This window comes from Kitasatospora sp. NPDC088391 (assembly GCF_044753345.1).
Taxonomy (GTDB): domain Bacteria; phylum Actinomycetota; class Actinomycetes; order Streptomycetales; family Streptomycetaceae; genus Kitasatospora.
Window position 1 is genome coordinate 818,101 of record NZ_JBIVNB010000003.1, and the last position, 25,131, is coordinate 843,231.

The 25,131-nt window shown below is 70.5% G+C and carries 19 protein-coding genes and 1 tRNA gene; 8 read left to right on the forward strand and 12 right to left on the reverse strand.

All coding sequences use genetic code 11. The features are described 5' to 3' along the window. Positions 1-114 precede the first annotated feature (114 nt). The gene (locus ACIQBJ_RS12445; protein WP_400708151.1) at positions 115-1,248 is read left to right on the forward strand and encodes a DUF3631 domain-containing protein; all 1,134 of its coding nucleotides are present in this window, start codon (positions 115-117) and stop codon (positions 1,246-1,248) included. A 159-nt stretch (positions 1,249-1,407) separates the two neighbouring features. Here the strand turns inward: ACIQBJ_RS12445 and ACIQBJ_RS12450 are convergent, their stop codons facing one another. The 7 genes from ACIQBJ_RS12450 to ACIQBJ_RS12480 all read right to left on the reverse strand — a co-directional run bounded on the left by ACIQBJ_RS12450 (position 1,408) and on the right by ACIQBJ_RS12480 (position 8,588). Beyond that, on the reverse strand, positions 1,408-1,614 hold the full coding sequence (locus tag ACIQBJ_RS12450) for a ribosomal protein L7/L12 (RefSeq protein WP_400707864.1): 207 nt from the start codon (positions 1,612-1,614) through the stop codon (positions 1,408-1,410). A gap of 239 nt (positions 1,615-1,853) precedes the next feature. Further along, positions 1,854-4,469, reverse strand: a complete 2,616-nt coding sequence (locus ACIQBJ_RS12455) for a DUF4365 domain-containing protein (RefSeq protein WP_400707866.1) — start codon at positions 4,467-4,469, stop codon at positions 1,854-1,856. A 392-nt stretch (positions 4,470-4,861) separates the two neighbouring features. Next, positions 4,862-5,695: a hypothetical protein gene (locus tag ACIQBJ_RS12460; protein WP_400707868.1), complete on the reverse strand. Its 834-nt coding sequence runs from the start codon at positions 5,693-5,695 to the stop codon at positions 4,862-4,864. Next, positions 5,679-6,575 (reverse strand): aldo/keto reductase, encoded by an 897-nt coding sequence (locus ACIQBJ_RS12465; RefSeq protein ID WP_400707870.1) that lies wholly within the window; start codon positions 6,573-6,575, stop codon positions 5,679-5,681. The genes ACIQBJ_RS12460 and ACIQBJ_RS12465 overlap by 17 nt, the downstream gene beginning before the upstream one ends. Further along, positions 6,572-7,759, reverse strand: a complete 1,188-nt coding sequence (locus ACIQBJ_RS12470) for a cupin domain-containing protein (protein WP_400707872.1) — start codon at positions 7,757-7,759, stop codon at positions 6,572-6,574. The genes ACIQBJ_RS12465 and ACIQBJ_RS12470 overlap by 4 nt, the downstream gene beginning before the upstream one ends. A 13-nt stretch (positions 7,760-7,772) precedes the next feature. Next, the gene (locus ACIQBJ_RS12475) at positions 7,773-7,913 is read right to left on the reverse strand and encodes a hypothetical protein (RefSeq protein WP_400707874.1); all 141 of its coding nucleotides are present in this window, start codon (positions 7,911-7,913) and stop codon (positions 7,773-7,775) included. A gap of 180 nt (positions 7,914-8,093) precedes the next feature. Next, entirely contained in the window at positions 8,094-8,588 is a 495-nt protein-coding gene (locus tag ACIQBJ_RS12480) for an ATP-binding protein (protein WP_400707876.1), read from the reverse strand. 203 nt (positions 8,589-8,791) lie between these two features. Between ACIQBJ_RS12480 and ACIQBJ_RS12485 the strand changes: the two genes are divergently transcribed. Continuing rightward, a complete protein-coding gene (locus ACIQBJ_RS12485) occupies positions 8,792-10,105 on the forward strand; it encodes a helix-turn-helix transcriptional regulator (RefSeq protein ID WP_400707878.1) in 1,314 nt (437 codons plus the stop codon). Next, positions 10,102-10,920 carry a class I SAM-dependent methyltransferase gene (locus ACIQBJ_RS12490; protein ID WP_400707880.1) on the forward strand — a complete coding sequence of 273 codons (819 nt, stop codon included), beginning with the start codon at positions 10,102-10,104 and terminating at the stop codon, positions 10,918-10,920. Before ACIQBJ_RS12485 ends, ACIQBJ_RS12490 begins: the two co-directional genes overlap by 4 nt. 731 nt (positions 10,921-11,651) lie before the next feature. Here the strand turns inward: ACIQBJ_RS12490 and ACIQBJ_RS12495 are convergent. Further along, the gene (locus tag ACIQBJ_RS12495; protein WP_400707882.1) at positions 11,652-12,839 is read right to left on the reverse strand and encodes an AAA family ATPase; all 1,188 of its coding nucleotides are present in this window, start codon (positions 12,837-12,839) and stop codon (positions 11,652-11,654) included. Positions 12,840-13,302: 463 nt separating this feature from the next. On the opposite strand from ACIQBJ_RS12495, the gene ACIQBJ_RS12500 reads away from it, so the two are divergent. Beyond that, a tRNA-Thr gene (locus ACIQBJ_RS12500) sits at positions 13,303-13,389 on the forward strand. A 91-nt stretch (positions 13,390-13,480) separates the two neighbouring features. Here the strand turns inward: ACIQBJ_RS12500 and ACIQBJ_RS12505 are convergent. Together ACIQBJ_RS12505 and ACIQBJ_RS12510 are read right to left on the reverse strand one after the other, a co-directional pair. Further along, positions 13,481-16,414, reverse strand: a complete 2,934-nt coding sequence (locus ACIQBJ_RS12505) for a BTAD domain-containing putative transcriptional regulator (protein ID WP_400707884.1) — start codon at positions 16,412-16,414, stop codon at positions 13,481-13,483. Positions 16,415-16,806: 392 nt separating this feature from the next. Continuing rightward, the gene (locus ACIQBJ_RS12510) at positions 16,807-18,165 is read right to left on the reverse strand and encodes a chloride channel protein (protein ID WP_400707886.1); all 1,359 of its coding nucleotides are present in this window, start codon (positions 18,163-18,165) and stop codon (positions 16,807-16,809) included. Positions 18,166-18,411: 246 nt separating this feature from the next. On the opposite strand from ACIQBJ_RS12510, the gene ACIQBJ_RS12515 reads away from it, so the two are divergent. Next, positions 18,412-18,636 carry a hypothetical protein gene (locus ACIQBJ_RS12515; protein WP_400707888.1) on the forward strand — a complete coding sequence of 75 codons (225 nt, stop codon included), beginning with the start codon at positions 18,412-18,414 and terminating at the stop codon, positions 18,634-18,636. A gap of 62 nt (positions 18,637-18,698) precedes the next feature. Then, complete coding sequence (locus ACIQBJ_RS12520; RefSeq protein WP_400707890.1) at positions 18,699-19,250, forward strand: methylated-DNA--[protein]-cysteine S-methyltransferase; 552 nt, start codon at positions 18,699-18,701, stop codon at positions 19,248-19,250. A 15-nt stretch (positions 19,251-19,265) separates the two neighbouring features. Here ACIQBJ_RS12520 and ACIQBJ_RS12525 read toward each other — a convergent pair whose 3' ends face one another. Next, positions 19,266-20,360, reverse strand: coding sequence for an ATP-grasp domain-containing protein (locus tag ACIQBJ_RS12525; RefSeq protein ID WP_400707892.1), 1,095 nt, complete (start codon positions 20,358-20,360; stop codon positions 19,266-19,268). A 336-nt stretch (positions 20,361-20,696) separates the two neighbouring features. Between ACIQBJ_RS12525 and ACIQBJ_RS12530 the strand changes: the two genes are divergently transcribed. Continuing rightward, positions 20,697-22,103 (forward strand): family 2B encapsulin nanocompartment shell protein, encoded by a 1,407-nt coding sequence (locus ACIQBJ_RS12530; protein WP_400707894.1) that lies wholly within the window; start codon positions 20,697-20,699, stop codon positions 22,101-22,103. A 211-nt stretch (positions 22,104-22,314) separates the two neighbouring features. Further along, positions 22,315-23,397, forward strand: coding sequence for a family 2 encapsulin nanocompartment cargo protein polyprenyl transferase (locus tag ACIQBJ_RS12535; protein WP_400707896.1), 1,083 nt, complete (start codon positions 22,315-22,317; stop codon positions 23,395-23,397). A gap of 219 nt (positions 23,398-23,616) precedes the next feature. Here ACIQBJ_RS12535 and ACIQBJ_RS12540 read toward each other — a convergent pair whose 3' ends face one another. After that, the gene (locus tag ACIQBJ_RS12540) at positions 23,617-25,065 is read right to left on the reverse strand and encodes an alpha/beta hydrolase family protein (protein ID WP_400707900.1); all 1,449 of its coding nucleotides are present in this window, start codon (positions 25,063-25,065) and stop codon (positions 23,617-23,619) included. Positions 25,066-25,131: the final 66 nt, after the last annotated feature.

The window sequence follows — 25,131 nt, forward strand, 5'->3', positions numbered from 1 at the left end:
GGTGTACTGACCGACCGGACTGACCGGGAGCCCGGTGCCTTGACCGGTCAGGTCACCGCTGACCCGGTCAGTGCCCCGGCGGGACAGGTCGGTGACCCGGACGTCTTCGGCGGGATGACCGGAAGCGGCGACCTGCCGGTCACTCCGTCATCGCCGGGAGCCGAGCTGCTCTGCGAACTCCGATCCGCCATAGCTCGCTTCGTGATCCTCCCATCCGAGCAAGCTCTGGATGCCGTGACGCTGTGGGTTGCCGCCACCCATCTACAGCCCGCTTGGCAGCATGCCCCGCGTCTTGCCGTGATCGGCCCGGCCAAGCGCTGTGGGAAGTCTCGGCTGCTCGACATCGTCACCGAGACCGTGCACGACCCGCTCATCACGGTCAACGCGTCCTCGGCGGCCATCTTCCGGTCGATCACCGACCAGCCGCCGACCCTGCTCGTGGACGAGGCCGACACCATGTTCGGCACCGTCAAGGCGGCTGAGAAGAACGAAGACCTTCGGGGCCTGCTGAACGCCGGTCACCAGCGCAATCGCCCCACCCTGCGGGTCGTCGGACCGGACCACAAGGTGGTCAAGTTCCCTACCTTCGCCATGGCGGCCCTGGCCGGGATCGGGGACCTTCCGGACACGATCATGGACCGGTCCGTGGTCATCCGCATGCGCCGCCGCGCACCGGGCGAGCGCGTCTCCTCGTACCGCTCTGACCGGGACAACCCGGGCCTGCGCGAGCTGCGCGACGGCCTTCACACCTGGCTGGTGCCGCTGATCGACGCGGCGACCGACATGGAGCCGCCCATGCCGGTCGACGACCGTGCCGCTGACACCTGGGAGCCCTTGGTGACGGTCGCGGACCTTGCCGGAGGTGAGTGGCCGGTGCGGGCTCGCGCGGCCTGCCGTGCCATGACCGCGTTCGAGTCCGGGCAGGACGAGGACGGCGGTCTGAAGACGAGGATCCTGGTCGACATCCGCCGCGTCTTCGCCGCCGGTGGTAACCCGGACGCCCTGTCCACCGAGCACCTCCTGACCGCCCTGAAGGCCGACCACGAGGCGCCGTGGGCCGAGCACGGACCGACCGGGCTGAGCGCCCGTGGCCTGCAGCTCCTACTCAAGGACTACGGCATCGGCTCGATGAACATCCGCTTCCCGGACGGCGTGCAGCTCAAGGGCTTCACCCGCAACGGCTTCCTCGACGCCTGGAGCCGCTACTGTCCCGAGCCCGCCGAGCCGCCGGTCACTACCGGCAGCTGACTCGCTGCCAGTCGTACCACCCGTCCCCGCCCAGCTCAGGGCGGGGACGGGTTCGTTCTCCGCAACGGGTCCTGTCGTCCCGCGAGCGCCACCCGTACCGCTCTGACCAGGTCTGCAACGCGTGGGACGGCTGCAACGCGGTGGGTAGCGGACGAATCCTCAGTCGGTCTGCTCGACCGCATGGGCGACAGCGCCTACGGCGCGAAGAGCGCTGGCAGCTGCCCGCGCTGTGTCTTCGGGTTGGTCTTCGAGAACCGTCGCTGGAAGCTGGCCGATGAGGAGTTTGCCGTGCCACAGGCTGAGCCCGGTGAGCCGGCGGATCTCCTTCAGTACGTCCATGGTGCGAGTGCCGGGATCGGCAAGCACGACGCTATACGGAACGTCGTCACAGACCAGCGTGACGTACCCGTCGTCGATGTCCCCTCCATCCGCCGCTCCTTGAGGGGTTGCCTCGCCCCATGGCGGGAGAAGGGGCCGCAGGCGCAGCAAGTTGTCGCGTGCGACGGTCCTACGACCGCCGTACGCATGCGGCGCACCCAGGAGGGCGAGGCCGAACCGATGGCGGCCGTGCGAGGGCGCGCAGCCACCAGCAGTGTTTATAGGTGTTACTCGGGGATCGTGTGCACCCCCAACATTTCACGGAGGGAGCCCTCTACGGCTGCTACGTGTTGATGGGAACCGAGCTTGCGAAACATGCGGAGGGCTGCGGTGTAGTGAACTTGTGCCTGGCTCGGATTGGTGGACATCCATTCGAGGGCGCCGAGAAGGGTCAGCGCAGCCGCCTCCTGGAACTCGTTTGAGATATCGCGAAAGTAGTGGCGGGCCAATTGGAGCGAGCGGCGGGCCTCTGGCAGGTTGCCCATGGCGAGCTGAGCATGGCCAAAATTCAGGTGGTTGAGATGGATGCCGAACTCGTCCTGGACCTCCCGATAGGCAGCAAAGGCCGCTTGGAACGATTTCACCGATTGTTCTAGCTGGCCCAGTTGGAACAGTGCGGTGCCGAGACCAGCGTGCCCGGATGCTTCCTTTCGGCGATCCCCTGACATCCGGTGATACCGGATGGATTCGGCGTATGCTCTGGCTGCTGGGCCGAGCAGGCCAGCCTCTCGATAGGCACTTCCTAGATTCGTTAGCGATGTTCCTAGGTCGTTGACATCCTTGTTTTTCCGGGCAAGTCGGACCGCTTCGACGAGAATTGGAATGGCTTCTGCGGGGCTGCGCTGCTGGCGGACCGCCGCGCCCAAGGCGATGGTGGCGTCGCACTGACCGTCGAGGAAGCCGATTCTCTCCGCAATGGCGAGCGCCTTGGTCAGCGCCAGGATGGCGTCCTCGAACCTGCGTAGGCTGGTCAGGACGTTACCTATGTTGTTCAGAGCTCTCACTTGCCGTTCGGCGTTGCGCTCGTGGCGCGCGGCCTCGTGTGCTGTCTGCGCTGATTGCAGAGCTTCTGCGACCCGACCCCTCAGATCGAGAAACACGAGGAGGTTCATCGACAGCTCGAACGCTTGCTCTGTCATGCCGAACTCCCGGGCCTGCCGGGCTGTCGCCTGAAGGTTCGCACAATCAACATCGAACCAGCTCAGCGCATCGCCCACGGCATCGAACCGCGGTGGCTTCCTTCCGGGCATTCCTCTCAGGGTCAGGTCGGCCTCGTGCGAGATCTGGCCGTAGAGCTCCGCCACGCGGGCGAACGCCAGTAGGCGTTCTGCCTCGGAGATCGTCGCGCGGCACTGTTCGGCAGAGAACAGATGGACCAGGTCGTGCATCCTCCATCGAGACGCTCCAGGCACGCGCGAAACCAGACTGGCCTGGCCGAGCTTGCGGAGGACTGAGCGCGCCTGTGGGCCGTCTTCGCCCAGAACGGCGGCAACGATCTGCTCTGACATCTGACTGCCCGGATGAATGGACAGCTTGCAGAACGGGGCCCGCAGGCTCTCGTCGAGACGGATAAGCGAGACGTGTAGCGCCGCCCTGACGGCCGTGTCTCCAAACTGCAGGATGTCCAGCCGGGTCTTCTCAGCTGCCAGATCCGCCAGCAACTCGGCAGGGGCTAGGTCGGGGTCTTCCTTCATGATCGCCGCCGAGACGCTGAGCGCCAACGGGAGGTGACCACATAGCTTGGCGATCTCCCGAATCGGGAGCGAGTCGCGGAGACGATCGTCGTCGGGGCTCAGGCTCTTTCCGAAGAGGACTTCCGACTCCGCGGGATCGAGGCACTCGAGCTTGATCGTCTCGACACCTTCGATGATGCCTAGTCGGCTGCGCGAAGTAATGATCACGCCATGGCCGGTCCCTCGGGGAAGCAACTCGGCGATTTGCGAGAGCTCAGCTACGTTGTCGAACACCAGAAGTACCGGACTGCCCGCTGCACCTGACGTGTCGAGTATCCGATGGTAGAGAGCGGCCTGGCTCTCGATGTCTCGGGGAATCTCGCCAGCGGTGACCCCGAGCGCGGATAGAAGTGGGGCGTAGGCAGCGCCGGCGCGAGCCAATTGCTCGCGGTTTACCGAGAAGCCATGCATGTCCGCGACAATCACGCCCCCGAGGAACACCGCATGTGTATCTGGTTCCCCAGTGACCCAGTCGACAAGGGACGTCTTGCCGACGCCGGCCATCCCGGAGACAAGGACTCTGCGTGCACCGTTCTCGGCCAGCTTCGCCTTGATGGCCAGCCGCTCTTGGGCGCGGCCGACGAACCATGACGGGGCTGACCGGGATGTCACCGACACGCGTGCGACCTGGAGTGCCGTCTCGCCTGTGCGCCGACTCGAGCGCTTCTCGACGAAGGCATGCGCGACTTCCAGGAATGAGTCGAGGTTACCTGCATGGAGTTCCTGATCGCGAGGAACAGGGATCCAGGTCAACGCATCCTTGGACGATTCCAAGGTTTCTGTCAGGTTGACCCAGAACAGCTGTCGTGATCCGACATCGAAGACCACCCCGAAAACGGGTAGGAGTGCATTCCTCCAGTCACTCGCATGTGCGTCAACCGGGATCGCGTAGCCGTTCGCCCGCTTGTACTTGTCGCCGCTCTTCACCTGAACGGTGATCGACGCACCGGTTCGCTCACCTCCCCGAGTGAGCATGACGAATAGATCCTCGCCGAAGTCGTTGCCGCCATCGATCTCCTGGACGATCTGATCATGTTCTTCCAGGAGCGCGCGGAGCGCGTTGACCCCCGCCCTTTCGATCCTTCTGTTCCGAGTGATGCTTGCCGGCACTGTTCTCCCACCCACCCCACCGCGCCAGTCGGCGCTGCCGATACGCCTAGAGACTATCGCTCGGTCAGGCCCTCCAGTTGAGATCTCGTCCAACTGGCCATCTGCGGCTTCTCGCTCGCGGCCGGGAGCACTTGGGACTTCACCGGGGTCACCTTGATTGACAAGGAGGTGCGCTGTTCTTCGCTCTCGCAGAGCGCCGCTGGTGTACGACGGGCGACGAGCGTTAGCCGCGCGGGCCGCTCAGGGCTGACCTGATCAGCGTGCCTCGCGGAGCAAGTTGTGGGGTAAGGACTCCTTACCCCGTCCCGCGCCCCTTGAGAGGAGCGCGCCAGCGCGTTGGATATCCCAAGGGCTACCCAACGCGTGGCCCTCGACCAGGGGTCGAGGGCTGGTCATCTGGTGATCGCGAAGAGCCGCCTTCGTAGGGGCTCCTCGAGGTCGAGGTTGTCGCCTCGAGTAGTGGTCTGCAGCAGTTCAGTGATGACGACCAGTTCGGCGAACTGCCCGGCTGGCGTGTCGAGGATGTGGGCGAGTCGGTGACGGACCTGGGCGGCGGTGTCCGGCACGAGGAGGCTGTACGAGTGCAGCAGCGCCGCGTCGTACCCGGCGGGCGCGATGCCCCAGCCTTCCCAGTCGAGCACCGTAAGGGCCGGACTCGTGAGGTTGGCCCAGTGCAGGTCACCGTGGGCCGTCGTCCAGACGGGCACCTTGGTGTCGATCGGGATGCCCAGGTACTGGGGCATCGCGCGATCCAGGTATTCCTGCCGGACCGCTACCCGGTCGCTGGGAACGGTGGCAATGGCTTCGAGGGCGGTGCTGAGCCCGTCCCACCAGGCGTCGTCCAGGTCAGGCGCTTCCCGGAGGATCGGCTCGTGGGTCGTGATGGTGGAGGCAGTGACCTTGTCGTACAGCTCTGCCAGGTAGCCGTGCCCGTCCTCGGTCCAGGTACGCCGCTCCCGCAGGCGCGGTCTGGGTACCGCAGGAGGCATGAGCCGTTCCGCCTCCTGCGGTCCCTCCCAGAGCTTTCCGCCGGCCTTGTCGGCCGGGGCGGACACTAAGCGGAGCCAGACCTCGCCGGACGCCGTGGTAACCGGGCGGCTGAGGGTACGCCCACGCCAGCCCCACGCTTCGCACGAGCCGGTCGGCGTCGCGTCGAGCGCCGCTGCGGCTGTGGCGTGCATCCCGCGCATCCGCTCGGCGATGTCCGGCTCAGGTTCCGAGTACATCAACGACCCTTCGCAGCACGTCCGGAGACAATGACGGACGGCCGACGGCATCGGCGGCCTGTGTCCAGTGTTCCGGATTCCCCGTCGACAGAAGTACGCGTTTCACTCCGGTGGTCGAGGCGACGACGGCGAGGGCAGCCTGCGCGGGCGTGGTGTCGGGGCTGATCAGGTCGGTCAGCTCGCGGGTCAGGATGCCGGGGATCTCGCCACCGTGGAGCGGGGCGGAGGCGAACACCTCCAGCCCCGCGTCCAAGGCGTCGACCAGCGGGCCGTGTCCGTCGAGCGCCTGGGCGACCGGCGCGAGGTGGACGAGGGAGACAGGGAGTTGGATGGCCCGCAGGTGGTGCTGCGGGCCGCCGGCCTTGGCCGCGAGTTCGAGCAGGGCAGGCACGTCGAAGAGCCCGCTGCTGAAGCCGCGCCAGGTAGCCACTCCGTAGGAACTGATGACGCGCTGATTGCACGCCTCCTCCAAGGCGAGGAACGCAGCAAAGAGCTGGTCGGCGATCGCGCCCTCCTGGCAGTCGTGTTCCGGGTTGTGTAGGAACACCACGTCGGGGACGCGGCCGAGCATGCGCTTGCTACGGGCGACCTGCCAGGCGATGTAGTCAGGTGCCAGGCAGTGCCCGCGCTTGGCATCACCGGCGGACAGCGCACCAGCGCGCACGCCGATCCGCCTGGCACTGGGAGGGACGAAACCCACCTTCGTGGAGACGCGAAGATGCGGATACGCCGCCAGAACCAGGGCCAGTGCCGCCTCCGCCCGACCACCCCCGTAGTTGGGCGCGGTATCCACCCAGTTGGCACCCCGGGAAGCGGCCCTCACTGCGGCCTCGGCCACATCGTGACAGCGGTAAGTGCCGAGGCCCAGCTGGGCGGTCATCGTGGGCCTCCGATCGCAGCGGCCTGGCCGTCGACCAGCTCCGTCACGACACCGGCCGCCTGGCCGAGAGTGATGCCTGCGGCCTGAGCGAGATCGGCCAGCCGGTGAGGTTCCCCGTCGGCGAGGAGCGCGAGCATCGGCTCGGCCTTGGCGGCGAAGGTCCACTCCTCGCCTCCGGCGGTAAGCCGGACTGTGCCGTCGGGCATGGCCGCGAGCGCGGGCCGCGTGGTGACCAGGCGCACCTGCAGGTCGGCATCCGGTGGGGCCGCCGTGATGTGGGGCAACGACGGTGAGAGCCGGGCTCGCTCGGTGGCGTCGCGGGCGGAGGAGAAGCGGGCGATCAGGTCGTCGCTCTCCAGCTCGGTCTCGATGAGCTTGTCGATCGTGTCGAGGAAGGCTCGCTGCTCCTCGGCGGTCCCGAAGCGCGGGATGTCCGCTCGGACGGCCTCGTGGGCACGCAGCATCTCCGACAGCCAGGTGATCAAGTCGGCACCCGTCGTGCTCTGCAGCCCGCACGTGACATGCAGCGAGTGCTCGCCCTCGGAGGCGGCGACGGCGTGCCACCAGCCCCGAGGCAGGTAGAGCACATCGCCGGCGGTGAGCACCAGATCGGCGACGGGCTCCTCGGGCGGTGGCTCGGGCGTTTCGACGTCGCGGTGCATCGGCAACGCGCGGGTGGGGCCGTAGATGCGCCAGCGCTTCGCGCCGTCGAGCTGGACGACGACCACGTCGTGATCGTCCCAGTGGACGCCGAAGCCCTCGGTCCCAGTCCAGGAGGCGTACAGGTTGGCCTGCACGCCGGTCCGCAGCCAGCGCTCCAGTTGGCCGGCCAGGGCACTGATGCCGGGGTGGAGCTCGTCGACGGCGTCCAGGACCAGCGTGGCACCCTCGGCGAGACGCTGGTGCAGCTCGGAGGGCTGGAGCTGGTGCCAGACGGTGCTCCGCCGGGTGGTGATCGGCCGGGAGTAGGTGTGCGCGGGCACCTGCTCCCCGTTGGCGGCGAGGCGGAAGCGAGGGGGTTCGAACCGGTGGTGGGTCAGGATGGCGTTGAGGTTATCCCAGCTCATCAGCCCGGCGAGCGACGCGGCTTCGCCGCGTGCGACCTTGAAGCTGCGGCCGAGCGTCTGGGCGAGGAAGTCATCCCCGCCCAGACGCTCAACCACCGAGAAGTGCTCGGCGGTCATCGTGATGCAGCCGTCAGTCGTTGGTGTCGGTTCGGCCGGTGGAGCCGCCGTCCGACGGCTGCTCGCCACGCGAGCGGGCCGCGGCGACCTTCGTACGGGCGACCAGCAGGCCGTCGCCCTCCAGCTCGGCGCCAGTCGTCAGGTTCTCGGGCATGAAGCACTCCTTCGGTTTCATGGGACGGGCCGACTGCCCAGCCCCGTCGTGGGTGCAGCGATGGATCCGTTGCCAGGGCAAGCCGTTGGCAAGGAACCTCGGGTGCTTTTGCCGCGTGGCTGTTGACCAGCGCGGCCACCTGCATCCCCCAAGCCCGCGTCGGGGCAGGAGGAAGTCTTGTCAGGCACTGATAGGGACTACGTCCCGTGCCTTCGGGGCCGCGGCCCTCACTAGCGCGGTGAGCCGCTCGTCGCCCGAGACGGCGGCGGTGGTGCCGACCTCGAACCAGATCCGTTTGCCAGCGGGGTCCGGCTCGGCACCCCAGGCCGTCGCGAGCGCTGCCACCAGGAACAACCCTCGCCCGTCGGTGGCGTCGAGATCGATCCCACCAGCAGCAGGCAGTTCGTGGCCAATGTCCGTCACCTCGACGCGCAGTCGGTCACCGTCCCAGGACACGCAGACGACGCACGGGGCGTGGGTGTGGGACACGGCGTTGGTGATCAGCTCGCTGGACAGCAACTCGACATCGCGGAGCGTGTCCTCCGCGAGCGGCAGGTCCCAACCGCGCACGGCCTGTATCACCCGCCGCCGGGCGTTCGGCACCGCCTCGGCGCTGGGCAGCACGCGAAAGCCGAACGGGGCGGGGGTGATGGCTTGGCGGGTGGCGACGGACATGAGCGCGGACCTTTCACCGGGACGAGGTCGGCAGCGGGCCGATTCGCGCCGGGATTCACCCGGCAGGTATCTACAGAACCGTCTCCAACGCCGGTGAACCAGAGCAGAATTGATGCGGCAATGAGGTATCCGTGCTGCAAACCCGGGCATGACCTGGCCTGTTATGGCTACGGACGAACTGACGTACCTCTGGAGGACGCGGGATGGCATCCAGGAGGTCCCGGCTGATCCAGCGCAGGGAGGCTGTCGGCCACACCCAGGAATCCCTGGCTGAAGCCCTCGACGTGGACCGTACGACCGTGGGGCGATGGGAGAGCGGCAGGGGCACCCCACAGCCCTGGATGCGGCCGAAGCTCGCCCGCGCCCTGGAACTCTCGGTCAACCAGTTGGCCGACCTACTGGCAGCGCCCCCTGCAGCCTCCGGAGCAGTTCCACCGTCCAGCAGCGTCGGCGACGCCTTGCCTCCTGTGCCTGCCCGGCGCACGGACCACGACAACGATCTCGTAGTGGCCGTGGCAGCCGACTCGGCAGAGTCCGCGCTCTTCCTTCGCTTCGCGAGCGCGTCCAACGTGGACGACACGCTGCTTGAACAGATCGACGCGGACATTGCGAGGCTGGCAGGGGACTACGTGAGCAAGCCGGTGTCCGAGCTCTTCCACGACATCGGAACCCTTCGACGAGGGGTGTTCGACTTGCTCCGAGGCCGTCAACACCCTTACCAGACAGGTCATCTCTACCTGCAGGCCGGGCGCCTCTGTGGCCTGGCCACTCACGTCGCCCTCGACCTCGGCCAGTACACAGCTGCGGCTACGCATTCGCGAACTGCCTGGCGCTGCGCGGAGTCAGCCGGCCACAACGGTCTCCGGGCCTGGATTCGATCCGTCCAGTCCCTGATCGCCTACTGGCAGCAGGACCACCACCAGGCCGCCGAGCTGGCCAGATCCGGACTGCCGTACGCGGACAGCGGGACGATCGCAGCCCGCCTGCTCAGTCTCGAAGCTCGGGCCACTGCCGCGCTCGGCGACAGCGCGAGCGCGTTATGGGCCGTGGAAGCTGCCGAGGCGGCACGGAGCGCCGTAGCCGCCGTGGATCTTCCCGGCGTATTCACGTTTCCCGAGGCCAAGCAATGGACCTACGCTGGCACCGCCCTCCTTGCCCTGGGCAGCCAGCGTCACGTGAACCGCGCTATCGAGGCGTCCTCCAGGGCCATCGTCCTGTACGAGTCCGCGCCGCAGCAGGAACAGTCCTTCGGCGATCTGCTGGCCGCCCACCTCGACCTCGCCAACGCCCACCTCGCCCACGGTGACCTCGACGGCGTGCAGGAGAAGCTCTCGGTGGTGCTGGACGCCGCACCGGACCGGCGAACAGCGAGCATCTCCAGCCGCCTTCGGGCGCTGAGTACCCGTCTCGCCGAGCCCGCCTACGCAGGCTCCCCGATCGTCCTGAGTCTCCGTGAGAATGTCAGAGAAGCCTGCTCTCGACCCGCACTCACGAACCCTCCGGAGCTGCCACAGTGACGAGCAACACCGCACAGCAGGACGCCGCTGTCGCCGACAAGTCCATCCTCGCGAACAGCGCCTACGCTGACGGACGCCACCTGGCCGCCCGCCAGTCGATCTACCGGTGGCAGCAGCCGCAGTACGACCTGCCCGGGATCGTCCTCGAAGAGCTGGCCGGCACCAGCGGGATCGTCCTCGATATCGGCTGCGGCAACGGCAAGTTCGTCAGCCGCCTGCACAAGGACCGCCCTGACCTTCAGGGCGTCGGGATGGACATCTCGGCGGGCATCCTCGCCGACGTCGAGAAGCCGGTCCTGGTGGCCGACGCCCAGGCTCTGCCTTTTGCCGACGACAGCGCCGATGCCGTGCTGGCCCTGCACATGCTGTACCACGTCAGCGACATCGCGGCCACGATCAAGGAGTTGGCTCGGGTCCTGCGCCCTGGTGGCGTACTCATCGCCTCAACGAACAGCGACACTGACAAGCAGGAACTGGATCGGCTGTGGGCCAGGGCCGCGGGTGACATCCTGGGCATCTCTGAAGGGCCCGCGCGAGTCTCGCTCAGCTCACGATTCTCCCTGGAGAAGGCACCCGGCTACCTCTCGAAGGAGTTTGGTGCGATTCGACTTCGGGAGCTGCCTGGGGTCATCGAGGTCACCGACCCAGACCCGATAATCGCCCATCTGGCCTCCTACGAAGCATGGGCTGAGCAATGTTGCGTCCCATTTAATGAAACAGTCTCCAGGGCGCACGATATCGTCGCATCTACCATCGAAACTGAAGGGTCATTCAAGATCACTTGCCGTGGCGGAATTCTGACGTGCCGGTTTTAAATCCTCAAAACCCTGCCCTGCTGGCTACGGAGAACCAAGGCAGTGCCCCAGAATTAGAAGTGTGGCGCCATATGTCCGGACCAGGCTGCGCTGGCAAGCCATGAAATGGGCTTCCTGCTGTTCCCAAAGTTAACCACGGAGCTTCCGCTCCAATTCCTCAAGTCGCTTGATGCAGCGACTCAGACTGGGAGACTCCTCGGCGGCCACTCGTGGTCGCCATTGGGCCTGGCCGAATTCTCTGATATCTGACACGTATGTGGGGCCGATGGAGGTTCCACTGCGTGGCCGTGGGACAAGCCCCTCTCTGATTTCTCGTCTCCTGGAATTGCGTGCAAGGTTCACAATGCATTGCTTCGGATCGGCCAGGCTGTCGGGGTCTCGTGGAATCTTTGCGCGTGACACACCAAGGAACTCGGAGATTCTTTCCGCGTCCGCTAGGAGCCAGGATTCGATCTCTGAGATCGCGACACGGAAAACCATGAGATCTGATGGTTCGGGAAGCCAATCATTTAGGTGCTCCACGACGCAGGCGTCGCTGGAGTCCAGGTCCACCAGTACAAACCAGGGGGAAAATCTTGCTGCGTTATTGTATGCGGGAAGCTTCTTGAGGATGCTGTCGCGTCCATTCCTCCCCTGAATCATCGCAACAGATAGTCCGCATTCTCGCAGGATTGCCCGGACGGCCCCTTCGTCGGAGTGCCCTTCGATTGCGACTGTCACCTTATTCACGTTCACCCCACGAAGAAGCTAAGCTGTCCAGCCTCTTCAGGTGCAGTAAGTCCTCGCAGAATATCCCCCAAGGGAATTCCTGCATCCCGCATACTCTGAAGATCTTTCCGGTCTGAAATGCGGGTGACGGCCGTCCCTTCGGCTTCGGGCAGCAGGGCGAGAACCTCATCGGTTCCCACGCCCTCGTCGTTCAGAATTTCGGGAGAGTGCGAGCTCACCAGGATTTGCCGATTCGACCTTCGCTGAACACGTGCAAACATTTGCGGAATGTGGGTCACCACTTCTGGGTGAAGTGAGAGCTCCGGCTCCTCCAGTAGTAGAGGGCCGGTGGACTCTGCGACGGCCCAGAGGAGACCGAGAAGCCGAAGGGTACCATCGGAAAAGTGGTCTTCAGTCTGCCAAGCTCCCCGTGGCCGCCAGTGTTGGTACTTTCCACGCAGGTGCGGAACTCCACGGATGTCTGCTTGTAGCTCCAGTTCCTGCAACTGCGGGACCGCTACTCGCAGCGCCTCTACAATCTTCCGAAGGCGGGCATCTCGTGTGCGCTTGGGCGTGCTGGCAATCTTCTCTAGAAAATCGCCACCAAATGGATCATCCTTTTTCCCAACGGACCTATCGGGTTCGCGAACAAGCTGAGGAACGATATGCAGGTAATTGACACTGGAAAAGAACTCCGCCACTAGCCGGAAGTCTCGATTGACGTTTACTTGTTCGAGGTGTGTCTGCCTCAACCTGTCGAGATCTCCGTCATCATCCACGTCGGGTCGATTTAGAAGCTGGCGGCCTCGATAAAGAACCACCTCGGACTCAATGATGGGGCGGCGTTGATTATCTTGCTTGAACTTCAATTCGTAAGTCCACTCGGCGGGGACCTGATCGTTGCCAAGCGTGACCCGAAGGGAAATGGATGGGTATCGGCGCGCAGCAAATGATCTGATCATGCTTACGCCGCCTCTGCGTGCGACTGCAGCCTCGAACCCTCCGCCGACGGAGACAATATCCGATAGAAATCGAAAGCAATCGAGAAAGTTCGACTTCCCTGCCGCATTGGGCCCGACGAGAAACATTCGCTGCTGTAGATCTACCGAAAAATTCGTAAAGTTTCTCCAATTGCCCACATGTAGGCTGGTGAAACGCAGGTTCCTGCGATCGAGAGCTTCGGGTAGAACTTCGTCAATGGCTTCGCTCACCAGGAACCGCCTTGTCTCAGGATTGACGCCTCGACTCGGGCATCTTCATCCTATCGGCAGGGGGCATCTCGCGTGGCTCCTTGCCGCACAAGATTGTGCAATGGGTCGGCCTGATGTCCGAGCGGTGTCAGCAGCCGACCGCGGAGCTTCGGCCTGCGGGGAACTGGCCGTGGAGCTTGCTTACGTGGAGCCGTGGCCCGGCAGCCCAAGGAGTGCTTGGCAACCATGAGGTGCAGTAGTCGGGGCGGACAGATGATGCGCGTTGGCGACGTATCAGGTGCGGGGCTGCCCCGCATCCTCCTGGCCAGGCACGCCCTGAAGGCCACCAGACCGGCACGTCCTGAGGACGACGGCCTTCTGCGGTTGGGTTCCGCGTGAGCGATGCGTGAGCGGACGGGGCAACACGAGCTGCCTGGAATTGGATCACGAAACCAGCCGCGTGGCGCTGACCTGCAGGTTCAGCGCCACGCGGCATCAGGCGTCACGCCCCGTCATGATCCGGGTTCGTCTTGTAAAGCGGGGGTCGTCGGTTCGAACCCGACAGGGGGCTCCGCAGGCGAGTCGTGGCGAGCGGGCCGGTCCGGAGGGTGATCCTCGGGGTCGGCCCGTCGGCGTCGGGGCGGGCGGAGGGTGAGGGGGCGTCAGGCGGATTCGGCGGCGAGGAGGGCGCGGAGTTCGGCGACGACGGGGTGGTCGGAGCCGGTGAGGCGGGTCAGGGCGGTGTGCCAGACGGCGAGGGCTTCGGCGTGCCGGCCGAGGTCGCGCAGGACCAGGCCGTGGGCGTGTTCGATCATTCCGGTGCCGTGGCCGTCCTGATCGGCGGCGACCCGGTCCAGCATCCGGCGGCTGGAGTCGAGGGCCTCGTCGAGGCGGCGCAGGCGGCGCAGGGCCTCGATCCGGCCGCGCCAGGTCTCCAGTTCGATGATCCAGGCGACGTTGCCGTTCGGGACCGCGGTGGCGAGGTCGAAGTGGTGCAGGGCGGCGACCGGGTCGCCGAGTTTGAGGTGGGCGAAGCCGATGTTGGTGAGGCCGGCCATCTGGGTGTCCGGGTGGTCGCAGCGCCGACCGGCCTCGATCGAGCGCCGGTGGTACGCGATGGCGCGGTGCGGGCTCTCGGCCTCGACCAGGTTGCCGAGGGCGCTCAGGACGACGGCCTGGCCGCGGTGGTCGCCGGCCCGTACGCCCAGTTCCAGCGCCTCCTCCAGGGCGGCCCCCGCCTCCTCGGTGCGGCCGAGGTGGCTCAGCAGCAGCCCGCGGTTGTTCAGGGCGTTGCGCTCCCGCTCGGGGTTGCCGACCTGCCGCCAGACGGCCAGCGCGTCGGTGATCAGGGTGAGGGCGTCCTCGTACCGGTCGGTGGCGAACTTGGTGCCGGCCAGGTCGCCCAGTGCGTAGCCCTCGGCGGTCGGGTCGCCGGCCCGGCGGGCGACCCGGAGCACGATCTCGTTCAGCCGGACGGTCTCCGCGACGCGTCCCCGGGTGCGCAGGTAGGTGAAGAACCCCCGGACCAGGGTGGAGAGTTCGGCCGCGGCCCAGGGTTCCTCGGCGAACTGCTCGACCAGCACCACCAGGTTCTCGCACTCCTCGTTGCCGAGGGCCAGCGCGCCGTCCCGGTCGAGCGGCTCGCCGTCGGCGGGCGGCGGCAGCAGCAGGCGTGCCGTGTGCTGGGTGGGGTCGAGGGCGTGGGAGATCCGGATGCCGAGGTCGCGGTACCAGCCGAGGGCGGTGCGGGTGAGGCGGTGGCGCTGCTCGGGGTCGGGGAGTTCGCGGGCGTAGTCGCGGACCAGGTCGTGGGGTGCGTAGTGGTCGGGCCGGATCTCGTCGAGGAGGGCGGCCTCGGTGAGGCGTTCGAGGGCGGTGGCGGCCCGGGCGGGGGTGAGGTCGAGGACGGCGGCGAGTTGGGGGGCGGAGTAGGCGGGGAGGTCGAGGGCGCCGATGGCGAGCAGGGCGTCGGCGGCGCGGCGGTCGGTGGCGCGGGGGGAGGCGCGGAGGGATTCGTGGCTCAGGGCGAGGGACCGGCGGATGCTGAGGTCGTCGAGTTCGAGTTCGTCGAGCCGGTCCCGGGGGTCGGTGAGGCGGTCGGCGAGGCCGCGGACGGGGAGGTGGCGGCGGGCGGCCAGGCGGGCGGCGGCGATGCGCAGGGCGAGCGGGAGGCGGCCGCAGAGGTGGACCAGGCGGGCCAGGTCGTTCTGTTCGAGGGAGAGGACGGTGCGGTCGGCGGTGGCGCGGCCGGCCGCGCGTTCGACCAGGGCGATGCTCTCCCGCTCGGTGAGGGTGTCCAGGCGCAGGTGCAGGGCGGCGTCGAGGGCCGGCAGCGGGCTACGGCTGGTGACCAGGACGGCGCAGCCCGGGGTGGCGGGCAGCAGGGGGCGGACCTGGGCGAGGCCGGCGGCGTCGTCGAGGACGAGCAGGGTGCGGGTGCCGGCGAGGGCGCCGCGCAGGAGCGCGGCGGCGGCGCCGGGGTCGTCGGGGACGGTGCCGGGGGCGGTGCCCAGGGCGCGCAGCAGGGTGGTGAGGGCGGCGAGCGGGGTGAGGGGGGTGAGGCCGGGGGTGGCGCCGTGCAGGTTGAGGAAGAGCTGTCCGTCGGGGAAGGCGTCGCGCAGCCGGTGGGCGGTGCGGACGGCGAGGGCGGACTTGCCGACGCCGGCCATGCCGCTGACCACGGCGACGGCGGGCCGGTCGGCGGGGGCGGTCAGGGCGTCGAGCAGGTGGGCGAGTTGGGTGTCGCGACCGATGAAGTGGGCGGCGGGGGTGGGGAGTTGGGAGGGCGCGGGGCGGGCCGGAGCAGCCGGTGCCGGTGCCGGTGCCGGGGTCGAAGCCGGGGCCGGTGCCGCTGCCGGGCCCGGTTCGGCGAGCAGGGTGCGGTGCAGTTCCCGGGCGGCGGGGCCGGGTTCGGCGCCGAGTTCTTCGCGCAGGGTGGTGCGCAGGCGCTGGTAGGCGATCAGGGCCCGGGCGCGGTGGCCGGCGGCGTCGAGGGCGCGGATCAGCTGGAGGTGGAAGGTCTCGCGCAGCGGGTGTTCGGCGGTCAGGGCGGTGAGGTCGGGGATCAGGACCTGCGGGTTGCCGAGGGCGAGTTCGGCGTCGTGGCGCCATTCGAGGGCCTGCAGGCGGTGTTCGCGCCACTGGGCGCACTGCGGGGTGCGGTGGGCGAGTTCGGCCAGGCCGGTGAGGGGGTCGTCGCGCCAGAGGCCGAGGGCGGTGGCGGTCTCGGCGCGGACGGTGGCGTGGTCGTGCTGGTGGCGGGCGGTGCGGGCGCGGTGGATCGCGGCGTCGAACAGGCGGGTGTCCAGTTCGTCGTCGGTGAGGTGGAGCCGGTAGCCGGCGGGGGTGGCGCGCAGGCGGTCGCCGCGTTCGTCGTCGAGGGTGCGGCGCAGGCGGGAGACCAGGTTGCGCAGGGAGGCCTCGGCGGTGGCGGGGGCGTGCGCGCCCCACAGGGCGTCGGTGAGCGCGTCCAGCGGGACGGGGCGGTCGGCGTTCAGGAGCAGGACGGCCAGCAGGGTCCGGGCCAGCGGGCCGCGGACCGGGAGGTCACGGCCGCCGTCGTGGACGGTCAGGCTCCCCAGTAGTCCGAAGCGCACCCGCTCGCCCCCCGCGCCGCGTGCGTCCGGCCCGACTCCCCGTCGGCACACGTTAGGGCGATGTTATCGACCGATTAGCGCGGTCACCCATGCTGGACCCCAGGCAGGACGGCCGGTCGGAACACCCTCCGACACCGGCCGGACACACGACGGGGAGAACGCCATGACGCGCGCATCGCACAGCAGCCACCGCATCCGCTCGAACCGGCAGGACACCGTCTGGTCCTGACCCACCGACCCGCGACGCCGGTGCCGCCGGGCACCGGCTCGCGACCCGTGACCTCCCGACCGCGGCCTGCCGCTCAGCCGCCCGCGGGGAGGACACGGACCACCGGCACGGCGGCCGAGGGGACCGCCGTGCCGACGCCGCCACCGGGAGCGGTACGCGAACGTCAGCCCGCGGAGCGATCCGCGGCGGGGGAGGCGGACGCGTGCCCTTCCGGTGCGGCCGGGGCCAGCCGGTGCACGAAGGTCGCGGTCAGGAACGCCACCACCGAGGCCACGATCAGCAACGGCATCGAGTCCGCGGCCTGATCGCCCAGCAGCATGGTCGCCAGCACCGTGCTGGTCACCGGCAGCTTGGTCACCGCCGCGCCGCTCGCCGCCAGCCCGGCCGCCAGGCCCGCCTCCGTGCCCATCCCGGGCAGGCCGCCCGCCGCCACGCCCAGGGCCGCGCCCAGCAGCACCGCCGGGAAGATCGGGCCACCGCGCATCGACCCCAGTGCGACGCCCCAGCCCAGCCCCTTGAACAGCACCAGCGCCAGCAGCGCCGCCACCGACCAGGCGTGCGGATCGGCCGCCAGCTGTCCCAGCGTCGCCTGCCCGGACAGCGCCGCCTCCTCCGGGGTCCGCCCCGTCACCAGCGCGTACCCGGCCAGGCAGACGCCCACCAGCACCGCGCTGATCACCGTCCGGGACGCCGTCCGGGTCGCCGTGAACGACGCGAACCGGTGGCCCAGGCTCTGCCCCGCGACCACCACCAGCGCGATCACCACCGCCAGCGGCACCCCCCAGAGGAAGTCCCCGGCGTCCGGCAGCACGGCCTTCGGCACCGACGGCAGGCTCAGCGCGCCGATCGACAGGCCGGTCCAGTGGCCGAAGCCGGTGAACACCAGCGCGCCGATGCCGGAGGACAGCAGGCAGGGCAGCAGCAGCATGGTCAGCTGCGCCCCGCCCAGGCCGGCCGCCTCGATCATCATCACCGCCGCCACCAGCGGGCTGCCGAAGATGGTGGCGATCGCCGCCGACGACCCGGCCGCGCCCAGCATCGGCCCGAGCATCGGGCTGGCCGCCCGCTTCGCCGCCCGCACCGTCAGCAGCGCCAGCCCGCTGCCCATCGCCATCAGCGGCGCCTCCGGGCCGAGCACCGCGCCCAGCGGCAGCGAGGCCAGCGCCGCCAGCACCACCGAGGGCGTCTCGGCCGGCAGCGTCGGCGGGCCGCCCAGCCCCAGGACGGGGGTGTGGCCGCCGCGGCCCGGCATCCTGGTCACGATCGGCGCCAGCAGCAGACCCGCCAGCAGCAGCGCCGGCAGCGGCCACCACCACGGCGCCCGGTCGTGGCCCAGGCGGTGCGGCAGCGACTCCCACACCCAGTGCTGCAGCTCGTGCTCCAGACTGACGAAGCCGAACGCCGCCAGCGACACCGGCACGCCCACCAGCGCCGACACCAGCAGCAGCCGCCCGTACCCGGGGCTGCGGAGCAGCTCGCGCAGGCTGGGCGGCTGGGACGGACCGGCGGCCTGCTGCGGCATCTGCGCTCCCTGTCTGGTCCGGCTGTCCGGTCCGGCTGTCCGGCTCGGCCCTGCTCCACCTGCCCGCGCCCGCCCCGGGGTGTCGGGCACAGGTGCCCCGACCCTCCGCCGCCCGGCCGGGACCGGCCACCCGGACGGGCCGAACGGGCGGACGGCACGCCCGCGCGGTGCCGCCCGGGCGGCCGTACGGTGGACGAGGGGGCGGAAGCAGGCAAGGGGCGCGGGGGACGGACCGAGGAGGACGCGATGCCCGGATCGATGACCATCGGCCACACCGACGCGCTGGTGATGCTCAGCCACGCGGACGCCGAACGCCTGAGCGCGCTGCTGGCCGGACTGGCGGAGCTGTCCGCCGGCGGCCGGCTGCCCGCCGAGCAGCTCGCCGCCCTCGGCCGCGGCGAGGCCCCGGACCGGGCCGAACTCGCCACCTGGTGCCGCGGCCTGTCCGGGTACCTCCGCGACCACCTCTGAGCCGCCCCGCGACCACCCCCGAACCGCCCCGGGCCGGGCGGCCCGGGCAGTACGTTGGACGGATGGAGCTCTCCTGGGTCACCGTCCCGACCCCGCTGCCCAGCGGCCCGATGCGGTTCGCCGTCACCGCCCGGGGCGTCGCGGCGGCCAGTTACGCCGGCGACACCTTCGCGGGGCGGCCGATCGGCGTCCCGGAGTGCGCCGACGAGCGTCGGGCGGGGCTGGTCCGGGCCCGGGTGGACGAGTACTTCGCCGGGCGGCGGCGGGAGCTGGAGCTGCCGATCGACTGGCGCTTCGCCACCGGGCCGCACCTGGCCGTGCTGCGCTGCCTGCAGGCCGGGGTGGGGTTCGGGCAGACCGTCACCTACGGCGAACTCGCCTCCCGCAGCGGGGTGTTCACCGATCCGACCGAGCCGGGGGTACCGGCCCGGACGGTCGGGCAGATGATGGGCGCCAACCCGCTGCCGCTGCTGGTGCCCTGCCACCGGGTGGTGGCCGCGGACGGGCTCGGCGGCTTCGGCGGGGCCTGGCACGGCATCGAGGTCAAGCGCTGGCTGCTCACCCTGGAAGGGGTGCTGCCGCCGACCCTGGACTGGTCCGGGCCGACGGACTGACGGACTCCCGGGCGGTCAGAGCGCGACGGCGGCGGGCCGGAGCGCGGCCGGGACGTCGATCCGCTCCAGCGCGGGCGCGGCGGGCTGCCGGGGCAGCACCGGCCGGGCGTTCGGCACCAGGGTGTACTCGCCGAGCTCCAGTTCCTCCGGGGCGGGCAGCAACGGGTGGGCGCCGAGGGCGAGTTCGAGGGCGGCGGCGGGCAGGTTCAGGCCGCACAGCCGGAGCTGGTGCAGGCCGCCGGAGGGGCGGGTGTTGATGTCCAGCACCACCGGGCGGCCGTTCGCTTCGTGCCGGAACTGGACGTTGGAGAGGTGGCCGACGCCGAACCGCTCGACCAGCCGACGGGTCGGCTCCAGGTACTGCGGCTCGACGGTGAAGCCCCGCCGCCGCCCCTGCTTGCTGCGGCCGACCGCGGCCAGCAGCCGCCCGTCCGGGGCGGCCAGGCAGTCCACCGAGACCTCGGGGCCGTTCAGGTACGGCATCACCAGCAGCTCGGCCGGGCCGTCCGCGAACTCCAACGCCTGCACCACCTGGTCGAGTTGGACCCTGGTGTCGACGTAGCCGGCGAGCCGGCGGAGGCTGAACGGCTCGCGGGTGAGGATGCGGAAGCCCTCGCCGCCGGCGCCGGTGGCGGGCTTCAGGCAGGGCTGCGCGCCGGTCGCCTCGATCTCCTCGACCGCGGCGAGCAGTTCGGCCGCGGTGTCGGCCTGCCGCCACAGCGGGGTGGGCAGCCCGGCCGCGTCCAGCGCCCGGTAGCCGTCGACCTTGCTGGCGAACAGCGAGATCGCCGGGGCGGGCGGGCAGATCAGCACGGTGCCGAGCGCCTCGAAGTCGCGCCGGTGCAGGGATATCGCCAGCTGGTGCAGGCGCGGCAGGAAAACGTCCACGTCGTGGCGGGCGCAGAATTCCAGCGCGAATCCCAGGTACTCCTCGGCCGACAGGCCGTCGGGCTCCAGCAGGCCCAGGTCGGCGGCGCCGAGCACGGGGGAGTCGGGATCGACGTGGGTGGCCAGGACGTGCACCGGACGGGGCGCGGCCCGCAGCAGGTCGATGAAGAAGACGTTCTCGGCGTAGGTGCGGTTCAGCCAGACGCGGACGGGCGCGGTCACGGAGCTCTCCCCGGAGAAGGGCGTGCCAATGGGAGGTTCACCGACCGGTTCGCCTGCGCTGCGGCGGCGTCCACCACGCGGTGAGGGGGCCACCATAGCGCTGTTCCGCCCTGATTCGAACAGGGGGTGGGTGAGCAGCGCGCGGGCCTCGAACCGGACCTCGGACCGGGGCTCCGTGACGGGTTCCGGACAGGTCCGGCGGGCCGCTCCCGGACCCGGTCGCGCCATGCCCTCCGTGCCCCCGAATCACCCCCACGAGTGATTGCCTGGTCACCTGAACGGCCGTCAGCATGGTTGCCGCAACGTGCCGTCGACACGATCAGGGGCCCCTTCGAAATGACGACCGAAACCACCGCCGGGATTCCGCAGACGGGGCAGCAGACCAGCCTCTCGGTGGCGGCCGCCAAGAACCTCGCCTCGACCACCAAGTCCGCACCGCAGATGCAGGAGATCAGCAATCGCTGGCTGCTGCGCGCGCTGCCCTGGGTCGAGGTCTCCGGCGGCACCTACCGGGTCAACCGGCGGCTGTCCTACGCGGTCGGCCGCGGGCGGGTCGGCTTCGAGCAGACGGCCGGACGGGTCTCCGTCGTCGCGCCCACCCTGCGCGAGGTCCCGGTGCTGCGCGGCTTCGAGGACGACGCGCTGCTGGCCGAGCTCGCCGGGCGCTTCGTCCAGCGCGACTTCGCGGCCGGCGAGTCGCTGATCGAGCAGGGCCGCGAGATCGACGAGGTCTACCTGATCGCGCACGGCAAGGTCGACAAGGTCGGCACCGGCAAGTACGGCGACGACACCGTGCTCGGCACCCTCGCCGACGGCGACCACCTCGGCGACGAGGCGCTCACCATGGCCGACCGCCGCTGGCCGTACAGCGTGCGGGCCACCACCTCCGGCACCGCCATGGTGCTGGCCTGGCCCGCGTTCCAGGAACTCGCCGACCGCTCCGAGGCGCTGCGCGACCAGATCCTCGCCTTCATCGCCGACTCGCAGCTCCCGCAGACCCACAAGGGCGAGGCGGCGATCGGCATGTCGGCCGGGCACGAGGGCGAGTTCGAACTGCCCACCGCCTTCGTGGACTACGAACTCGCGCCGCGCGAGTACGAGTTGAGCGTCGCCCAGACCGTCCTGCGGGTGCACAGCCGGGTCGCCGACCTCTACAACCAGCCGATGGACCAGACCGAGCACCAGCTCCGGCTGACCGTCGAGGCGCTGCGCGAGCGCCAGGAGCACGAGCTGGTCAACAACCCGGAGTTCGGCCTGCTCGCCAACACCGGCTACGACCAGCGCATCCAGACCCACTCCGGCCCGCCCACCCCCGACGACATGGACGACCTGCTCTGCCGCCGCCGCAGCACCAGGTTCTTCCTCGCCCACCCCCGGGCGATCGCCGCCTTCGGCCGGGAGTGCACCGCGCGCGGCCTGTACCCCGAGTCGATCCTCTTCGAGGGCAAGACCGTGCCGAGCTGGCGCGGCGTCCCGATCCTCACCTGCAACAAGATCCCGATGGTCAACGGCTCCACCTCGATCCTCGCCATGCGGGTCGGCGAGGACAACCAGGGCGTCGTCGGCCTGCGTCCGGGCGCGCTGCCCGACGAGGTCGAACCCGGCCTGAACGTCCGCTTCATGGGCATCGACGAGAAGGCGGTCATCTCCTACCTGGTCAGCGCCTACTACTCGGCGGCGGTCCTCGTCCCCGATGCCATCGGCGTCCTGGAGAACGTCGACACCGCGCACTGGCACCACTGACCGCCCCGGGCGGGGGGGGCCCCCCGCCCGGGGCCCCCCCCCCCCCCCCCCCCCCCCCCCCCCCCCCCCCCCCCCCCAGACCCCCCCCCCCCCCCCGGGGGGGGCGGCCCCCCCGGCGGGGCCCCCCCCGCCCCGCCCCGCGCGCCGACACCCCGTCCGCGCGCCGTTCCGCCGCCCCGCCGCCGGGGCCGGCCCAGGGGGAGGACCCACCATGGCCATCACCGTGCCCGAACGCGAACAGCACGGGGAGGACGTCGCCGCGCCGGAGAACGGCCGCGACACCGCCGAAGCGCTCGCCCTGCTCGCCCGCGCCCGCACCGTCGTCGACCCCGCGATCCGCGCCGCCGTCGACACCCTTCCCGACTCGATGCGGCTGATCTCCGGCTACCACCTGGGCTGGCTGGAGGCCGACGGCACGCCCAGCGCGGTCGGCGCGGGCAAGGCGATCCGCCCCGCGCTGGTCCTCGCCGCCGCCACCGCCGTCGGCGGGCGCCCGCAGGACGCCGTCCGGGCCGCCGCCTCCGTCGAGCTCGTCCACAACTTCACCCTGCTGCACGACGACGTCCTCGACCGCGACCACACCCGTCGCCACCGGGCCACCGCCTGGCGGGTGTTCGGCACCACCGGCGCGATCCTGGCCGGCGACGCCATGCACTCGCTGGCGCTGCGGGTCCTGGCCGAGGACCCGCACCCCGCCGCGGCCGCCTCGGTCCGCCGGCTCGCCGACTGCGTGGTCGAACTGTGCGCCGGGCAGCAGGCCGACTGCTCCTTCGAGCAGCGCACCGACGTCACCCTCGACGAGTGCCTGGTGATGGCGGAGGGCAAGACCGGCGCCCTGCTCGGCTCCGCGTGCGCGATCGGCGCGCTCTACGCCGGGGCCGACCGGGAGACCGCCGACGCGATGGACGCCTTCGGCCGCGAGATCGGCCTGGCCTTCCAGCTGATCGACGACCTGATCGGCATCTGGGGCGACCCCGCGGTCACCGGCAAGCCGGTCGGCGCCGACCTCGCCGCCCGGAAGAAGTCGCTCCCCGTCGTCCACGCGCTCTCCTCCGGGACGGCCGCCGGTGCCGAGCTCGCCGAGCTGTACGCCAACGGGCGGCCGCTCAGCCCCGCCGAACTGGCCGCCGCCGCGGACGCGGTGGACCGGGCGGGCGGGCGCGGCTGGGCCCAGACCGAGAGCTGCGACCGGATGGCCGCCGCGATCAGCCACCTGGCCGCCGCCGTCCCGGACCCGGCCCGCACCGACGACCTCCTCGCCCTCGCGGAACTCGTCACCCGCCGGACCTTCTAGGCGCAGGGGAGCAGTCAGGGGCCCGGGGAACGGCGGGGCGCCACGGGGCTTTCGCCGAGGACCTTCGGCCCGGAACGGGGTCGGCGCTTCGCGGCCCGTCGGTCACCCGCCCCTCGGCACCGCCGTTCCCCGGGCCCCTGGAGCTTCGCTCCCGGCGGGCCCGGGAAGAGCGAAGCCCCGGAGCCCGGAAGAGCGAAGCCCCGGAGCACGGAAGCCCGGTCACTTTCCCTGGTGGACCGTCAGGTCGCCGTAGGCGGTGAGGGTGCGGGCCAGGTCGGCGGGGTGGTCGCGGAGGGTGGCGTCGAGGAAGGCGAGGGTGGTCGCGGCGACCATGCGGGGGGCGGCGGTGCGGCCGAGGGTGCCGACGATCGGGGGGACCGGGGGGAGGTAGAGCGGGCCGTCCATGAAGGTGAGGTGGGCGGCGCCGGGGACGGTGAGGCGGTAGGTGGTGGCGGTGTCGGTGTCGAGGACCTCGGTGAGGCGCGGCAGGTAGCGCGGGTCGGTGGCGGGGGTCAGGGCCTGGGTGAGGGCGAGGGCCGGGCGGGTCAGGGCGGGGGTGGTGGGGCCGTGCGGGAAGCCGTCGAGGTCGATGACGGCGGCGAAGCGCGGGTCCTGGCGGGTGGCCTGCAGGGCGGCCGCGCCGCCCATCGAGTGGCCGGCGGCGGCGACCCGGGCGGTGTCCAGGCGGCCGGCCAGCGGGTCGTGGCCCTCGCCGCGGTCGAGGGCTTCCAGCCGGGTGAGGGCGAAGCCGAGGTCGGCGGCCCGGATCGCGGTCCAGTCGGCGGCGAGTTCCGCGTCCCGGTCGGCGTCCCCGCTGGAGGAGGTCGCGCCGGTGACGGTGCGGCCGTCGGCGAGGACGACGGCCGCCGAGTCGTAGGGGTGGTCGAGGGCGGCGACCAGGTAGCCGTGGCTGGCCAACTCCTCGGCCCAGGCGGTGTTCTGGGTGCGGACGCCGCCCGAGCCGGGTGAGAACAGCACCAGCGGGAAGCGGCCGCCGCCGCTCGCCACGGGGGCGTCGAACACGGCCCGGCTGCGGGCCTCCGGGACGCCGTCGACCAGGAAGGCGGGCAGGCCGACGCCTCCGGCGAGGGCCGCGGAGACGGTCCGGGCCTCCTGCGCGGTGCGGCCCAGGTACTGGGCCCGCGGGGTGCCCGCGGGGCTCGGGGCGGCCGGGTACCAGAGCTGGGCGACGACGGTGCGGTGGTCGTCCGGGTCGGGGGTGAAGGTCTCGGGGCGCTGCGGGTCGGTCCACTGGAGGACCCGGGTGCCGACCGCGAACTCCCCGGTGGGTTCGGGGAACACCGGCACCGGGAAGGCCCAGGCGGCGGCCGGGCCCGCCGCGAGCAGGCCCAGGCAGGCCGCCGTGCCCGGCAGGGCCAGCCAGCGGGGGGCCCGTCGGGCCGGCCGGGCGCCGCGCCACCGCCGCAGCACGGGGGAGAGCGCGGGCGGCAGCGCCAGGGCGCCGGCGGCGAGCACCGGCAGCAGCTGCCAGCGCAGGCCCAGGACGGCCAGGGCGGCCGCCGACAGCAGCAGCACCGCGCCCGCCGCGACGGCGGTGCGGGGCCGGGCGGCGGCGGGCAGCCAGCGCACCAGCACCAGCGCCAGGGCGCCCAGCAGGGCGAGGAGTTCGGGGAGGGACAGGAACAGTCCCGGCAGGGTCTCGGTCACCCGGCCATCCTGCGAACCGGCACCGGTCCGCCGCATCGGCCCGCGGGCCCGACCGGGCACCGACCC

Bases quoted from the DNA above. Each gene is read 5' to 3' on its own strand.
- ACIQBJ_RS12445 (WP_400708151.1), top strand. From the start codon at position 115: ATGACCGGAAGCGGCGACCTGCCGGTCACTCCGTCATCGCCGGGAGCC.
- ACIQBJ_RS12460 (WP_400707868.1), bottom strand. From the start codon at position 5,695: ATGTACTCGGAACCTGAGCCGGACATCGCCGAGCGGATGCGCGGGATG.
- ACIQBJ_RS12465 (WP_400707870.1), bottom strand. From the start codon at position 6,575: ATGACCGCCCAGCTGGGCCTCGGCACTTACCGCTGTCACGATGTGGCC.
- ACIQBJ_RS12470 (WP_400707872.1), bottom strand. From the start codon at position 7,759: ATGACCGCCGAGCACTTCTCGGTGGTTGAGCGTCTGGGCGGGGATGAC.
- ACIQBJ_RS12475 (WP_400707874.1), bottom strand. From the start codon at position 7,913: ATGCCCGAGAACCTGACGACTGGCGCCGAGCTGGAGGGCGACGGCCTG.
- ACIQBJ_RS12480 (WP_400707876.1), bottom strand. From the start codon at position 8,588: ATGTCCGTCGCCACCCGCCAAGCCATCACCCCCGCCCCGTTCGGCTTT.
- ACIQBJ_RS12485 (WP_400707878.1), top strand. From the start codon at position 8,792: ATGGCATCCAGGAGGTCCCGGCTGATCCAGCGCAGGGAGGCTGTCGGC.
- ACIQBJ_RS12510 (WP_400707886.1), bottom strand. From the start codon at position 18,165: ATGCCGCAGCAGGCCGCCGGTCCGTCCCAGCCGCCCAGCCTGCGCGAG.
- ACIQBJ_RS12515 (WP_400707888.1), top strand. From the start codon at position 18,412: ATGCCCGGATCGATGACCATCGGCCACACCGACGCGCTGGTGATGCTC.
- ACIQBJ_RS12520 (WP_400707890.1), top strand. From the start codon at position 18,699: ATGGAGCTCTCCTGGGTCACCGTCCCGACCCCGCTGCCCAGCGGCCCG.
- ACIQBJ_RS12530 (WP_400707894.1), top strand. From the start codon at position 20,697: ATGACGACCGAAACCACCGCCGGGATTCCGCAGACGGGGCAGCAGACC.
- ACIQBJ_RS12535 (WP_400707896.1), top strand. From the start codon at position 22,315: ATGGCCATCACCGTGCCCGAACGCGAACAGCACGGGGAGGACGTCGCC.